At 57.9% G+C, this 14,100-nt stretch carries 12 protein-coding genes; 7 read left to right on the top strand and 5 right to left on the bottom strand.

Annotated elements, in window-relative coordinates:
* Positions 1–231: 231 nt before the first annotated feature.
* The gene (locus HZ995_RS00965) at positions 232–999 is read right to left on the bottom strand and encodes an alpha/beta fold hydrolase (protein ID WP_209356838.1); all 768 of its coding nucleotides are present in this window, start codon (positions 997–999) and stop codon (positions 232–234) included.
* A gap of 57 nt (positions 1,000–1,056) precedes the next feature.
* On the opposite strand from HZ995_RS00965, the gene HZ995_RS00960 reads away from it, so the two are divergent.
* Entirely contained in the window at positions 1,057–1,431 is a 375-nt protein-coding gene (locus HZ995_RS00960) for a hypothetical protein (protein WP_209356837.1), read from the top strand.
* A 260-nt stretch (positions 1,432–1,691) separates the two neighbouring features.
* Here the strand turns inward: HZ995_RS00960 and HZ995_RS00955 are convergent, their stop codons facing one another.
* Both HZ995_RS00955 and glyA read right to left on the bottom strand, forming a co-directional pair.
* Complete coding sequence (locus HZ995_RS00955; protein WP_432417981.1) at positions 1,692–2,447, bottom strand: DUF817 domain-containing protein; 756 nt, start codon at positions 2,445–2,447, stop codon at positions 1,692–1,694.
* Positions 2,448–2,612: 165 nt separating this feature from the next.
* Positions 2,613–3,905 (bottom strand): serine hydroxymethyltransferase, encoded by a 1,293-nt coding sequence (gene glyA, locus HZ995_RS00950; protein ID WP_209356835.1) that lies wholly within the window; start codon positions 3,903–3,905, stop codon positions 2,613–2,615.
* A gap of 173 nt (positions 3,906–4,078) precedes the next feature.
* Here glyA and HZ995_RS00945 point away from each other — a divergent pair, with 173 nt between their 5' ends.
* Positions 4,079–4,846 (top strand): NAD kinase, encoded by a 768-nt coding sequence (locus HZ995_RS00945; protein WP_209356834.1) that lies wholly within the window; start codon positions 4,079–4,081, stop codon positions 4,844–4,846.
* 54 nt (positions 4,847–4,900) lie between these two features.
* On the opposite strand, the gene HZ995_RS00940 is transcribed toward HZ995_RS00945, so the two are convergent.
* Together HZ995_RS00940 and HZ995_RS00935 are read right to left on the bottom strand one after the other, a co-directional pair.
* A complete protein-coding gene (locus HZ995_RS00940; protein WP_209356833.1) occupies positions 4,901–6,787 on the bottom strand; it encodes a propionyl-CoA synthetase in 1,887 nt (628 codons plus the stop codon).
* Between the two features lie 187 nt (positions 6,788–6,974).
* Entirely contained in the window at positions 6,975–9,254 is a 2,280-nt protein-coding gene (locus HZ995_RS00935) for an NADP-dependent malic enzyme (RefSeq protein WP_209356832.1), read from the bottom strand.
* A gap of 298 nt (positions 9,255–9,552) precedes the next feature.
* Here HZ995_RS00935 and HZ995_RS00930 point away from each other — a divergent pair, with 298 nt between their 5' ends.
* The 5 genes from HZ995_RS00930 to upp are packed head-to-tail and all read left to right on the top strand — an operon-like array spanning position 9,553 to position 14,072.
* Positions 9,553–9,945, top strand: coding sequence for a cytidine deaminase (locus HZ995_RS00930; RefSeq protein ID WP_209356831.1), 393 nt, complete (start codon positions 9,553–9,555; stop codon positions 9,943–9,945).
* Complete coding sequence (locus HZ995_RS00925; RefSeq protein WP_209356830.1) at positions 9,945–11,252, top strand: thymidine phosphorylase; 1,308 nt, start codon at positions 9,945–9,947, stop codon at positions 11,250–11,252. The genes HZ995_RS00930 and HZ995_RS00925 overlap by 1 nt, the downstream gene beginning before the upstream one ends.
* Positions 11,249–12,460, top strand: coding sequence for a phosphopentomutase (locus tag HZ995_RS00920; protein WP_209356829.1), 1,212 nt, complete (start codon positions 11,249–11,251; stop codon positions 12,458–12,460). The genes HZ995_RS00925 and HZ995_RS00920 overlap by 4 nt, the downstream gene beginning before the upstream one ends.
* The gene (locus HZ995_RS00915; protein WP_209356828.1) at positions 12,457–13,443 is read left to right on the top strand and encodes an adenosine deaminase; all 987 of its coding nucleotides are present in this window, start codon (positions 12,457–12,459) and stop codon (positions 13,441–13,443) included. Before HZ995_RS00920 ends, HZ995_RS00915 begins: the two co-directional genes overlap by 4 nt.
* Positions 13,440–14,072 (top strand): uracil phosphoribosyltransferase, encoded by a 633-nt coding sequence (gene upp / locus HZ995_RS00910; RefSeq protein ID WP_209356827.1) that lies wholly within the window; start codon positions 13,440–13,442, stop codon positions 14,070–14,072. The genes HZ995_RS00915 and upp overlap by 4 nt, the downstream gene beginning before the upstream one ends.
* The last annotated feature ends 28 nt before the right edge of the window (positions 14,073–14,100 follow it).

Here is a 14,100-nt window from a genome sequence, read left to right as displayed (position 1 = left end):
GTGCGGCCGAGAGGGCTACCTCACGGAGCATACTACGAGGACCGCGTCTGAGTACCTGACGTCTTCTTCCATGCTGAAACGCAAAAGGGGTCGTTGCCATTGGCAGCGACCCCTTGCGTCAGAACTACATACCGCGTCTATGTACCTAATGGCTCTCTGTTAGCCGTCGATCCCCGTGAAATCAACAGCATCTTGTGGCAGGTGCGGTATTTTTACACTGGATGGTGTGGTTTATTCACCACGCTTTAACCAGGCGTCGACTGTGGCGATGAATTCCGCGGGTTTTTCGGCGTGTAACCAATGCCCTGCGCCAGAGATTTTCACAAAGGCGGCCTTTGGAAAGAGGGATTTGATCAGAGGGCGGTGTTCGGGCAGCACGTAGTCCGAGTCTGCGCCCGACAGGAAGAGCGTCTTGCCTGTGAACTCTCCGGAGATGTCTGGGAAACTCATGATCTTTGGCATCTCGGCTTCAAGCGTGTCGAGGTTCAGGCGCCATTTTCTAGCCTTGAGGTCCAGTGATTGCGTGAAGAAGGACCTGAGCGTCGGGTCCTCAACCCCCGCCGCCTCAAGCTGCGCCAGAGCGTCAGAGCGTTTCTCGACCGTCGTAAGGTCTACTTTGCGCATGGCGTGGATGAACTGCAGCTGGCTGTGGGAATAGGTCACAGGGGCGATGTCGGCCACGATCAGGCGGTTCACTAGGTCAGGGCGGGTTAGAGCCAGCGTCATGGCCGCTTTGCCGCCCATAGAGTGACCCAGAAGGTCAACCTTGCCGAACTCGGCCTCAATCACCTCAGCGAGGTCATTTGCCAGATCCAGATAACTGTGGGTGTCACGCCAGCTACTCTCCCCATGGTTGCGGTTGTCGACCGCGTGAACGGGCCGCTCCGCAGAGAGCTTTCGACACACCACCCCCCAGTTGCGCGCGGAGCCATAAAGCCCGTGCACCACCAGCAAAGGGTTACGAGAGGATTGATTTGGATAGTCGATTTTCTGCAGCATTGAAGTGTTACCGAAAGGTTAACGATGCGGTGGGGATCGCAAAGTCGTGGGGACGATATGATTGAACTAGAGGATGTGGAACACAATATCTTTATTCTTCGGCTGATTATCCGGAGAAAGTTTGGTGTGGAAGGGGAAAGTCTGGATCAAGCTATGCGCCAAATGAAGCGCAAGCTGCCGAAACGGACACATAAGACGGCGGATCGGCTGGTCAATTTGCATCAGCGCATAGGTCCTGAAGGCACAACAAACCCTGAAGAAATTGAAGAATTTGAGGGTTTGATGAGCGGTCTTGTGGACGATCTTGTCTACTACGACCCAGAGGAAGTACGCCTTCGCAAGATGACTGGTGGCCGTTGGGAAGCCATGGTGCATCTTGGTATTGCGAGCGCGTTGCTGGTGTTTTTCCTGCAATGGCAGGGCTTCGTCTAAGCGGCGCGACCACCCCAAAATCCTGAAAACTGGAACGGCGGCCACCTCGAGTTGATTCGAGGTGCCGTTTCACATTCAAGAACAGAAATATAATTGAAATTCAGATTGTTACGGAAGCGGAAACGCAAGAATCTTGCGAGCCAAAAAACTTTCCCGTCGCCGAAAGCCGAGGTGACATGCAATCCGGTGCAGTTTTCAGTACGTCGCAGCGCGCTTGCTACGGCCTAGTGATAGCTTCAAAAAATCGAATGAAACTCAATCTAAGGTTGTTGCTTGCTGCTCCGAATGGCATCCCGTGCCACGAGGGTGACAGTGACGAAGCTGACATACAGCAACAGGTACCAAGAACCGAGTTTTGAAAAGCTTACGAGCTCTTGGGCGGTTTGCCCGTTGTAGAGCCAGGTTTTGGTACGCGTTCCGACGTTCTCGGCAATCCAAAGCGCGAAACTGGAAAAGAAAGCAGCAAGAGGCAGGGGCATCCAGTAGTGGCGCTCGGCAATTCGAAACCATACGCGGGTTCGGGCGAAAACTACGACGGTGGCCACAAATAGAACCAGCCTAATGTCGGTTACAAAGTGATGAGCAAAGAAGTTGATATAAATTGCACCCGCGAGGGCAAAACTCATCCATAGCGGCGGGTAAGGGGAAAACCGCATATCAAAAAGCCGGATCACCCGCGCCATATATGAGCCTACCGACGCATACATAAACCCCGAGAACATCGGGACGCCCCAAAGCTTCAAGAGGCTCGCTTCTGGGTAAGCCCAGCTGCCAGCATTGACTTTAAAGATCTCCATCGCGGTCCCGGTCAGGTGAAACAGCAAAATGACGCGAGCCTCTTCCCAGGTCTCGAGACCCGTCATCAGAAACAAAATCTGAAGGGATATCGCATAGATCAGCAAAGCGTCATAGCGGGCGATTGACCACTGCTCCTGCCAAATCTGAGACGACAGGATGATCCCCAGAAGCATCAATGCCCCAAAGAGCGCAGCCCAGCCTTGTTTCAGTGTGAACATAACCAGTTCCGCGACTCCATACGGCAATCGCGCGCGGGTCCAGTCGCCGAGTTGTCGTTCAATCTGTTGGGTGCGGCTGAGCTTTGAAGTCATCAGGTTAAGCAAAAGAAAAGGCGCGCAGAACTCTGCGCGCCCTTTGTGTCACAAGCAATTGCGTCTTCGCAATCAGCGACCTTCATACAGCGGGAAACGTGCGCAGAGTTCTGTGACCTCTGCTTTGACTTTCTCTTCAACCGCCTGGTTGCCGTCCTCGCCGTTTGCCGCAAGCCCATCGACGACCTCGATGATCAGATCCGCGATCTTGCGGAACTCGGCCTCGCCAAAACCGCGGGTGGTGCCGGCGGGCGTGCCCAGACGGATGCCCGAGGTCACCATTGGCTTTTCAGGGTCAAACGGGATGCCGTTCTTGTTGCAGGTGATATGCGCGCGGCCCAGGGCCTTTTCGGTCGCATTGCCCTTCACGCCTTTGGGGCGCAGATCCACGAGCATGACGTGCGTGTCGGTGCCGCCGGTGACGATGTCCAGACCACCCTTCATCAACTGATCTGCCAGAGCCACCGCATTGGCGCGGACGTTTTGCTGGTAGGTCTTGAATTCAGGACGCAGCGCTTCGCCAAACGCGACGGCTTTGGCGGCAATCACGTGCATCAGCGGACCGCCCTGAATGCCTGGGAAGATCGCAGAGTTCACTTTCTTAGCGATGGCTTCGTCATTCGTCAGGATCATACCGCCACGAGGACCGCGCAGGGTCTTGTGGGTCGTTGTGGTCGCAACATCGGCGTAGGGGAATGGCGATGGGTGCTCGCCTGCGGCAACGAGGCCTGCAAAGTGCGCCATATCGACGTGCAGATAGGCACCAACCTTGTCGGCAATCTCGCGGAACTTGGCGAAATCGATGACGCGTGGGATCGCGGAACCGCCTGCGATGATCAGCTGAGGCTTGTGCTCTAGGGCCAGCGCCTCGACCTCATCATAGTCGATCAGGTTGTCCTGCTGACGCACGCCGTATTGGACCGCTTTGAACCACTTACCAGACTGGTTTGGAGCAGCCCCATGGGTCAGGTGGCCGCCCGACGCGAGGTTCATGCCCAAAATCGTATCGCCTGGCTTGATCAGCGCCTGAAACACGCCTTGGTTCGCCTGGGAACCAGAGTTCGGCTGCACATTGGCGAACTCACAGCTGAAAAGCTGTTTCGCACGGTCAATCGCGAGGTTCTCGGCCACGTCGACATACTGGCAGCCGCCATAATAACGACGGCCCGGATATCCCTCGGCGTATTTGTTGGTCATGACGGAACCCTGCGCTTCCATCACGGCGGCGGAAACGATGTTCTCGGACGCGATCAGCTCGATTTCATCGCGCTGACGGCCCAGCTCGTCGGTGATCGAGCCAAACAGCTCTGGGTCACGTGTGGCGAGGCTTTCCGTGAAGAAACCAGTGTCGGTGGATGCGGTCATTTATGAGGCTCCGAAATGAGGTTTAAATTTGCAGGTTTCCTATCGGAAACACCCCTTGGCTAAAAGACCAAAAAGCGACCCTGTGCGATTTCATCGCGCCATGGCTGGCGCTTGCTGTGAACTTATGTTTCTTTCGGAACCAGATTTCGGGCTTTGGAAACAGGAATCACGCTGTGGCGGACCGCAAAAGAATCGCATTTCTGGCCTCAGAGGCTGAGTCCGCGCAGGCGGGGCAGGCGGAATTGGTCGCTATGCACGGCAATTGCGCGCCTGAAGAGGCCGATCTGATTGTGGCGCTTGGTGGCGACGGGTTTATGCTGCAGACCTTGCACGGCACGCAGGAGCTGGACGTTCCCGTCTATGGAATGAACCGGGGCACCGTCGGGTTTCTGATGAATGAATATGCCTCAGAGGACCTGATGGCACGGCTTGCAGACGCCGAGGAAGAGATCATTAACCCTTTGACCATGACCGCAACGCAGGTGGATGGCACGGTGCATACGGCCCTTGCGATCAACGAGGTGTCCTTGCTGCGCCAAGGGCCGCAAGCGGCGAAGTTGCGGATCTGGATTGATGGACGCATGCGGATGGAGGAGCTGGTCTGCGACGGCGCGCTACTGGCGACACCGGCGGGATCGACGGCCTATAACTATTCAGCACACGGCCCGATCTTGCCAATCGGCTCGGATGTCTTGGCGTTGACAGCTATCGCGCCGTTTCGTCCGCGTCGGTGGCGGGGGGCCTTGGTGCGTAAGTCCTCGACCGTGACCTTTGAAGTCACCAACCCTGAAAAACGTCCAGTGATGGCTGATGCAGACAGCCGTTCTGTGCGCAATGTGGCCACGGTCGAGATCAAGTCAGAGCCAGCGGTGGGACACCGCATCCTGTTTGATCCGGGCCATGGGCTGGAAGAGCGTCTGATCCGAGAACAATTCGTCTAAAAGCGCGCGCCGCGGTTTGCCGTTGGCAAAGTCGCGCCGCGCGCGGTTCCGTGTCTATTTGGCGTAGCCGAGGGATTGCAGGGCTTCGGTGATCTCATCGAGAATAACGGGATCATCGATGGTCGCGGGCATCTTCCATTCTTTGCTATCCGCAATCGACACCATCGTGCCGCGTAGGATCTTGCCCGAGCGGGTTTTCGGCAGGCGATCCACAACTGTGGCCATCTTGAACGCCGCCACCGGGCCGATCTTTTCGCGCACCAGTTTCACGACCTCAGAGACGACCTCCTCGTGCGGCCGATCTGTGCCCGCGTTCAGGCAGAGAAAACCAAGCGGCAACTGTCCTTTCAACTGGTCCGCGACGCCGATCACAGCGCATTCTGCGACGTCTGGGTGCTCGGCAAGGACTTCTTCCATGCCGCCGGTCGACAGGCGGTGACCCGCGACGTTGATCACGTCATCGGTGCGCGCCATGATATAGAGGTAGCCGTCCTCGTCTTTCATGCCCGCATCACCGGTTTCATAGTAGCCGGGAAAGGTGTTCAGATAGCTCGACTGATAGCGCGCGTCCGCGTTCCAAAGGGTGGGCAGCGTGCCTGGGGGCAGGGGCAGTTTCACCGCAATCGCGCCAAGCTCACCCGCCGCAACCGGATGGCCGCCGTCGTCCAGAATATCCACCTGATAGCCGGGCATTGGCACCGCCGGAGAACCGAGTTTCACAGGCAGCTGCTCGATCCCCAAGGGGTTCGCGGCAATAGCGTAGCCTGTTTCCGTCTGCCACCAGTGGTCAATCACTGGCACGTTCAGATTGTTTTCAGCCCAGGTGATTGTGTCTGGGTCCGCGCGTTCGCCCGCAAGGAAGACGCTGCGCAGGCCCGAGAGATCATAGTCTTTGATCATCGCGCCCGTTGGGTCTTCGCGTTTCACAGCACGGAAGGCCGTCGGAGCGGTGAAGAAGCTCGCGACCTTATGCTCGGAGATCACGCGCCAGAAGGTGCCCGCGTCAGGTGTGCCGACCGGTTTGCCCTCAAAAACAATCGTCGTGTTGCCATGGATCAGAGGCGCATAGCAGATGTAGCTGTGACCCACGACCCAGCCAACGTCAGACGCGGCCCAAAAGACTTCGCCGGGGTCCACGTCATAAATGTTCTTCATAGTCCAGTTGAGCGCCACCAGATGGCCCGCAGTCGGACGCATCACACCTTTGGGCTGACCCGTAGTGCCCGAGGTATAGAGGATATAGGCCGGGTGGGTGCCTTCGACGGGAACACAGTCGATCGGGTCCGCAGCCGCCGCGATCTCGCGCCAGTCGACATCGCGGTTGCCCATGGGCGCAAGTTCTTGATCGCGCTGCAAAATCACGCAGACGTCGGGCTTATGCGTCGCCATGTCGATTGCGCCGTCCAGCAAGGGTTTATAGGCGACAACGCGGCCGGGCTCGAGCCCACAGGAGGCTGCGATAATGGCTTTGGGCGTCGCATCATCGATCCGCACGGCCAGCTCGTTGGAGGCAAATCCGCCAAAAACGACCGAGTGGATCGCGCCAATACGCGCGCAGGCGAGCATCGCTGTTAGAGCCTCGGGCACCATCGGCATATAGATGATGACACGGTCACCTTTTTCGATGCCTTGCGCGGCCAAGGCACCTGCGAATGTCGCCACCTCATCGCGTAAGTCAGCATAGGATATCGACCGCTTGGTCCCGGTCATCGGAGAGTCATAGATGATCGCTGCCTGATCGCCGCGTCCGGCCTCGACATGACGGTCCAGCGCGTTCCAGCAGGTGTTGACCTTCGCGTCAGCGAACCATTCGTAAAAGCCATCGCCCTTATCTGTGACACCGGTCTGTGGCGCCTCGACCCAATCGATTGCTTCAGCTGCTTTCAGCCAAAAGCCTTCCGGGTCTTTCTCCCACTGCGCGTAAACCTCTGCATAACTCATGACAAATCCTCCTTGGGCGCACCATAGACAGGGGGATCAAAAGCCGTAAAGTCTCGTGACGTCAGCTTGGGTAAATTGAGTTAAGAAATTTGCAATTTTGAATAGGGTTTGCAGGCAAACCCCTGCAAACTCGTCTCTGATTCAGGGTTTTGAGGCGAGTTTGCAAAGTCTGGGCAAATTTACAGGCCTAGCTGTAATGCGCGACCGGCGTGCCGGCGATGGCGGCCATATTCAAAAGACCACGCGCTGTGATGGACGGGCTGACGATATGGGCGCGGTTGCCCATGCCCATTAGGATTGGCCCGACTTCAAGGCCACTGGCGCGCATTTTCAGGATATTGCGCACACCGCTGGCCGCGTCCGCATTGGCAAAGATCAATGCATTGGCAGGGCCGTTGAGTTTCGAGCTTGGGAACACCCGCTGGCGCAATTCTGGATCCAGTGCGGTCTCGATGTTCATTTCGCCGTCATAGGTGAAATCGCGGTACTCACGGCCGAGGATCTCCATGGCTGCACGCAAGCGGATGCCGCTGTCGCAATCGGAATTGCCAAACTGGCTTTGACCACACAATGCGATCTGCGGATCCAGCCCAAAGCGACGGACATGGCGCGCCGCGCCAACGACGGAGCGCGCGATTTCTTCGGGTGTTGGCGCGTAGCGGATGTGTGTGTCTGCGATGAACAGGGGGCCGTCTTCGAGGATCATCAACGAGAGGGCGCCATCGGACCGATAGGTACCACCACCGAGGACTTGCTCGACATAGTTTAAATGCCAGCGGTATTCGCCAAAGGTGCCACATATCAGGCTGTCGGCCTCGACGCGATGCACCATGATCGCGCCGATGGCGGTGGTGTTGGTGCGCATGATCGCGCGCGCCAGATCTGGCGTGATGCCGCGACGCTCCATCAGTTTATGATAGGATTGCCAGTAATCACGATACCGCGGGTCGTTTTCCGGGTTCACCAGGTCAAAATCCACACCGGGGCGAATTTTCAGTCCGGCGCGTTCTGCGCGCGCGGTCACCACGTCAGGACGGCCGATCAGGATTGGTTGTTCCGTGGTTTCCTCGAGCATGGCCTGCGCTGCCCGCAAGACCCGCTCGTCTTCACCCTCGGCAAAAACGATGCGGCGCGAGGCGACGCGGGCCGCTTCATAGACCGGTCGCATTAAGAGGGCAGACTTAAACACGGATTGATTAAGCTTTTGCTTATAGGCCTCTAGGTCGTGCAAAGGTCGTGTCGCAACTCCGCTCTCCATTGCAGCTTGCGCCACGGCACCCGAGACAATCGCAACCAAACGGGGATCAAACGGTTTGGGGATCAAATAGTCCGCCCCAAATGTCAGCTGTTCCCCTTTATAGGCGGCCGCGGCCTCGGCCGAAGTGGTCTCCCGCGCCAGTTCGGCGATGCCTTCGACGCACGCGATTTTCATCGCGTCGTTGATCTCGGTGGCCCCGACGTCCAGCGCTCCTCGGAAGATGAAGGGGAAGCAGAGGACGTTGTTGACCTGATTGGGGAAATCGCTGCGCCCTGTGGCGATGATCGCGTCCGGTGCAACCTTGCGGGCTGCGTCAGGCATGATTTCCGGTGTCGGGTTGGCCAAAGCGAAAATGATCGGGCGCTCGGCCATTTTCTCAACCATCGCAGGTTTCAGGACGTTTGGTCCGGACAATCCAAGGAACAGATCCGCGCCCTCGATCACGTCGTCCAGTGTACGCAGGTCGCTTTTCTGTGCAAAAGCCGCCTTCTGAGGGTTCATATCCTCGGTCCGGCCTTCATAGACCAGCCCGTGGATGTCGCAGAGCCAGATGTTCTCGCGTTTGACGCCCAGTTTCACCAGCATGTTCAGGCAGGCAATGCCCGCCGCGCCGCCGCCCGTGGACACGATCTTGATGTCTGCGAAAGCCTTCTCCGCGACCCGCAATGCATTTGTGGCGGCAGCGCCAACAACGATCGCGGTCCCGTGCTGATCGTCGTGAAACACCGGAATATTCATCCGCTCGCGGCAGAGCTTTTCCACAATAAAACAATCGGGTGCCTTGATGTCTTCGAGGTTCACCGCGCCAAAGCTGGGTTCGAGCGCACAGACGATATCAGCAAGTTTCTCTGGGTCGGTTTCATCGACCTCGATGTCAAAACAATCGATATCCGCAAATTTCTTGAACAGAACCGCTTTGCCTTCCATCACCGGCTTGCTGGCCAGCGCGCCGATATTGCCCAAACCTAGAACCGCAGAGCCATTAGATACCACTGCCACAAGGTTACTGCGCGCCGTGTAGCGGGCGGCGTTGGCGGGGTCGTCTTTGATTTCAATGCAGGCCTCGGCCACGCCTGGGGAGTAGGCTCGCGACAAGTCGCGACCGGTGGACAGCGGCTTTGTCGCACGGATCTCCAGTTTTCCGGGCTTTGGAAACTCGTGATAGTCGAGCGCGGCTTGGCGTTGGGAATCTGAAGAGTTGTCTGACATCTGGGCCTCTTGAGAATTTTGTTTAGCGTTAAACTATAATTTTGGACATGTGAATAGCGGCTCGTGGTCGCGCGCGATTTTTCCGCAAGCTTATCCATTCATTGTGCCAAGTCGCGGGTTGAAGTGCTTCTGTATTTCCAAACAAATCAAACGTAAATTTTATCTGTCGGTCAAAATTTTCAGCGTGTAGTCTTGCCAGAGCTTGGCCTGGCTCGCGGCTTTTGGCAAAGTGGCAGATCAATAACCTAAGAATTGCGTCGAATCGTCAAATTTGGGCGGGCCTCACAGGAGACAGGGAATGAGCATGAAAGATCAGGCATTGGCTGTGCGCGAAATGGCCTATGCGCCATATTCTAACTTCAAAGTTGGGGCCGCCATTCGGGGCGCTGACGGAGAGGTCTATGTCGGCTGTAACGTGGAAAATGCGGCCTATCCAGAAGGCACCTGCGCCGAGGCCGGAGCGATCGCCGCGATGGTGGCCGCGGGGCAAACCAAGCTGACCGAAGTCTATGTGGTCGCGGATGCGCCTTTGCCGGTGTCACCTTGCGGCGGCTGCCGCCAGAAACTGTCCGAATTTGGCGCGGGTGATGTGGTGGTGACGATGGCGACGCTTGGCGGGATAGAGCAATCGTCCACGATTGCGGAATTGATCCCAGGCGTGTTTTCCGACGAATACCTCGAGAAAACCTAATGGACGCCCGCGCAATCATTGCGAAACTACGCATGGGCGAGGTGCCAACGGCCGAAGAACTTGCATGGTTCGCGGTCGGGCTGTCTGATCAGTCTGTGAGTGATGCGCAGGCGGGTGCTTTTGCAATGGCGGTCTGCCTCAATGGGCTTGGGGCTCAGGCACGGTCCGATTTGACCGTAGCGATGCGCGACAGTGGCGATTGTTTAAGCTGGGATTTGCCGGGGCCGGTGGTGGATAAACACTCTACGGGCGGGATCGGTGATTGTGTGTCCTTGGTCCTTGCACCTGCTTTGGCGGCTTGCGGGGCTTATATTCCAATGATCTCGGGGCGAGGCCTGGGACATACTGGCGGCACGCTCGACAAGTTGGAAGCGATCCCGGGCTTGCGGGTCGATCTGGATGAACCCGCTTTCCGCCGAGTTGTCGACGAAGCTGGGGCAGCAATTGTCAGCGCATCGGCAAATATTGCGCCCGCGGATAAACGCCTTTATGCGGTGCGGGATGTGACGGCGACGGTGGAGAGCCTCGATCTGATCACCGCGTCGATCCTGTCCAAGAAACTTGCGGCGGGGCTAGAGCATCTTGTGCTCGACGTAAAGCTCGGATCGGGCGCTTTGATGAAATCCCCCGATGAGGCACGCGCGCTTGCAAGCTCGCTTGTCCAGACTGCGGATTTGGCGGGATGCCCGACGACGGCCGTGATTTCTGACATGAGCGCGCCGCTTGCGCCGTCTCTTGGGAATGCCCTGGAAATCGCCGAAGTTATGAAGGTGCTTTGCGACGGGCAGGGCGGGCGATTGCTGGAGTTGTCCGCCGCGCTTGGTGGCGTTCTGCTGGACAATGCTGGCTTGGCCAAAGGCGTGGAAACAGGTGTTGCGATGATCGTTGAAGCTGTCTCAACCGGACGCGCGGCTGAGGCCTTTGGCAAGATGATCTATGCGCAGGGTGGCCCTGTGGCCTTCACCGAAAACTGGCGGCGGTTCCTGCCCGAGGCCTCTGTAATCCGCGAATTTCCGGCACCCAAAGCAGGATTTATCGCAAGCTTTGATGGCGAAGCATTGGGCCTCGCGGTGATCGACCTTGGGGGCGGGCGTCAGGTGGAAAGCGATTTGGTGAACCCCGCCGTTGGCCTGTCTGACGTGGTTGAATTGGGCGCAAAGGTCAGCAAAGGCCAACCATTGCTGCGCATCCACGCGGCGCGCGAGGATGCGGCGGACCGTGCGGCACGGCAGGTGCTCGCGGCGATTGAAATCAGCGATACGTCTCCCGACATCCCGCCGCTCATCCACGAAAGGATCGGCGCATGAGCCGAGTGTTTCTTGTGGTGATGGATAGCGTTGGGATTGGGGGCGCAAAGGACGCAGATCGCTTTTTCAACCAGGACCGTCCCGACACGGGTTCCAATACCGTCGCCCATATCGCGCAGGCCTGCGCTGAGGGGCGCGCCAATGAGGGACGGGACGGACCGATGCGGCTGCCCACTCTTGAGGGGCTGGGTCTAGGGGCGGCGGTGCGCGCGTCCTCAGAAGACGTGCTCCCTGGGTTTAAGGCACAGGTGAACGGGTTCTGGGCCGTGGCGCACGAGGCGTCAATGGGTAAGGACACACCCTCGGGCCATTGGGAACTCGCCGGTTTGCCTGTGCCTTGGGATTGGCATTACTTTCCCGATGCGCGGCCCGCATTTGACAAATCTATGGTGGATCAGATCACCAAAATCGGCGGTGTGGACGGTATCCTTGGCAATTGCCACGCCTCAGGCACACAGATCATCCAAGAGCTTGGCGCCCTGCATATGCAAACGGGTTTTCCAATCTGCTACACCTCGGCCGACAGTGTGTTTCAAGTCGCGGCCCATGAGGATACTTTCGGCCTAAGCCGCCTCTATGCCTTCTGTGACGCCATCGCGCCGATGCTGCATGAGATGAAGGTCGGCCGCGTCATCGCCCGTCCCTTCAAAGGCGACGCCAAGGTCGGTTTCACCCGTACCACCAACCGCAAGGACTATGCGATCACGCCCCCCAGTCCAATTCTGACCAATTGGGTTCAGGATGCGGGTCGCCACGTCTATGCCATTGGAAAGATAGGAGATATCTTTTCGATGCAGGGCATTGATGAGGTCCACAAGGGCGATGACAAGGCGTTGATGAGCAATTTGCATCGGCTTGCGGATGAGGCCGTGGACGGCAGCCTGACCTTCGCGAATTTTGTCGAATTCGACAGCCTCTATGGCCATCGTCGCGATATCTCAGGCTATGCCCGCGCGCTGGAGTGGTTTGACGGTGAAATCGCCAAGCTGCTTCCCAAACTGCGCGAGGGGGATCTCTTGATCCTAACCGCGGACCACGGCAATGACCCCAGCTGGAGCGGCACTGACCACACCCGTGAATGCGTGCCTGTTCTGTGTTATGGCGTTGGGCAGGGCTCGGCGGGGCATATTGCCTTTGCTGATGTGGCCGCCACTGTCGCGCATCACCTAAATATCCCTTCCCAAGGGCCCGGACGGAGTTTTCTATGAGCGTCGCTGACCTGCCAAAAGTCGAATTGCATTTGCACCATGAAGGGGCTGCCCCGCCTGCTTTTGTGCGTCAGTTAGCGCATGAAAAGAAGGTCGATTTGACCGGCGTGTTTGACGATCACGGCAACTACAAATTCACGGATTTCGTGAATTTCCTGCGCACCTATGAGGCGGCGACGGCTGTGCTGCAAACACCCGAGGATTTTGGCCGATTGACCACCGCCGTGCTCGAAGAATGCGCGGCAAATGGTGTGGTTTACGTGGAAAGTTTCCTCTCGCCAGAGTTCTGCGGCGGCGGCGATCTGGCGGCGTGGCGTGAGTATCTACACGCTATCCAAGAGGCCGCCGACCGTGCCGAAACCACCCATGGCATTACTCTGCGCGGTGTTGTCACCTGCATCCGCCACGAAGGCCCTGAAACCGCAAAGCGCACAGCCCTTTGTGCTGCGGAAACCGCAGGTGATTGGATCGTCGGCTTTGGCATGGGCGGAGACGAGGGCAAAGGCCATCAGGGCGATTTCGCCTATTCCTTTGATATGGCACGCGAAGCTGGCCTCAAACTGACCACCCACGCCGGGGAATTCGGCGGCCCCGAAAGCGTCTGGGAAGCCATTCGCGACCTGAACGTCGAGCGCATCGGCCATGGTGTGCGCGCGATCGAAGACCCCAAACTGGTGGAGGAAATTGTTGCCCGAGACATCACGCTTGAGGTCTGCCCCGGCTCTAACGTCGTCCTTGGCCTCTACAAGGATTTCGCGGCCCACCCGATCCAGAGACTGCGCGCCGCCGGTGTCAAAGTGACCGTCTCGACCGACGATCCGCCCTTCTTTGGCACCACCATGCGCCGCGAATACGACATGCTCGCCGCAGCCCATGGCTGGGACGCCGACGTCTTCGCCGAAATCAACCAAACCGCCGCGCGCGCGGCCTTCTGCGATGAAGACACCCGCGCCACAATCCTCAAACGCCTGGAGGCCGCATGAACGATCATCTGACCGTCGTCGATCACCCGCTGGTTCAGCACAAACTCACTCTGATGCGCAGGAAAGAGACCTCGACCTCTGAGTTCCGCCAGCTGTTGCGCGAGATCAGCCAGCTTTTGGCCTATGAGGTCACACGCCCCTTGCCGATTGAGATGCGCAAGATCGAAACCCCTATGCAAGAGATGGACGCGCCCGTTTTGGCGGGTCGAAAGCTGGCATTGGTGTCGATTTTGCGGGCGGGCAATGGCTTGCTGGATGGCATGCTGGATCTGATCCCCTCTGCGCGGGTTGGCTTTGTGGGTCTTTACCGCGACGAGGAGACTTTGGAGCCGGTTGAATACTATTTCAAAGTACCGTCTGAGATGGATAAACGCTTGGTGATCGCGGTGGACCCGATGCTCGCAACGGGCAATTCTTCGGTCGCTGCGATTGATATGCTCAAGAAGGCCGGCGCGACCAATATCCGTTTCCTCTGCCTTTTGGCCGCGCCCGAAGGTGTTGCGCGCATGAAAGAAGCGCATCCGGATGTGCCGATTGTCACCGCCGCATTGGACGATTGCCTCAATGAAAAAGGCTATATCGTGCCCGGTCTTGGCGATGCGGGAGACCGCATGTTTGGCACCAAATAACCCGTTCAAGTTTTTCGTGAAGCCTTCT

The organism is Cognatishimia activa (assembly GCF_017798205.1).
GTDB classification, from domain to species: Bacteria; Pseudomonadota; Alphaproteobacteria; order Rhodobacterales; family Rhodobacteraceae; genus Cognatishimia; species Cognatishimia activa_A.
Note: the sequence above shows the minus strand (reverse complement) of the source record. Positions and strands in the feature narration are given on the sequence as shown.

Bases quoted from the DNA above. Each gene is read 5' to 3' on its own strand.
- HZ995_RS00965 (WP_209356838.1), bottom strand. From the start codon at position 999: ATGCTGCAGAAAATCGACTATCCAAATCAATCCTCTCGTAACCCTTTG.
- HZ995_RS00960 (WP_209356837.1), top strand. From the start codon at position 1,057: ATGATTGAACTAGAGGATGTGGAACACAATATCTTTATTCTTCGGCTG.
- HZ995_RS00955 (WP_432417981.1), bottom strand. From the start codon at position 2,447: ATGTTCACACTGAAACAAGGCTGGGCTGCGCTCTTTGGGGCATTGATG.
- glyA (WP_209356835.1), bottom strand. From the start codon at position 3,905: ATGACCGCATCCACCGACACTGGTTTCTTCACGGAAAGCCTCGCCACA.
- HZ995_RS00940 (WP_209356833.1), bottom strand. From the start codon at position 6,787: ATGAGTTATGCAGAGGTTTACGCGCAGTGGGAGAAAGACCCGGAAGGC.
- HZ995_RS00935 (WP_209356832.1), bottom strand. From the start codon at position 9,254: ATGTCAGACAACTCTTCAGATTCCCAACGCCAAGCCGCGCTCGACTAT.
- HZ995_RS00930 (WP_209356831.1), top strand. From the start codon at position 9,553: ATGAGCATGAAAGATCAGGCATTGGCTGTGCGCGAAATGGCCTATGCG.
- HZ995_RS00925 (WP_209356830.1), top strand. From the start codon at position 9,945: ATGGACGCCCGCGCAATCATTGCGAAACTACGCATGGGCGAGGTGCCA.
- HZ995_RS00920 (WP_209356829.1), top strand. From the start codon at position 11,249: ATGAGCCGAGTGTTTCTTGTGGTGATGGATAGCGTTGGGATTGGGGGC.
- HZ995_RS00915 (WP_209356828.1), top strand. From the start codon at position 12,457: ATGAGCGTCGCTGACCTGCCAAAAGTCGAATTGCATTTGCACCATGAA.
- upp (WP_209356827.1), top strand. From the start codon at position 13,440: ATGAACGATCATCTGACCGTCGTCGATCACCCGCTGGTTCAGCACAAA.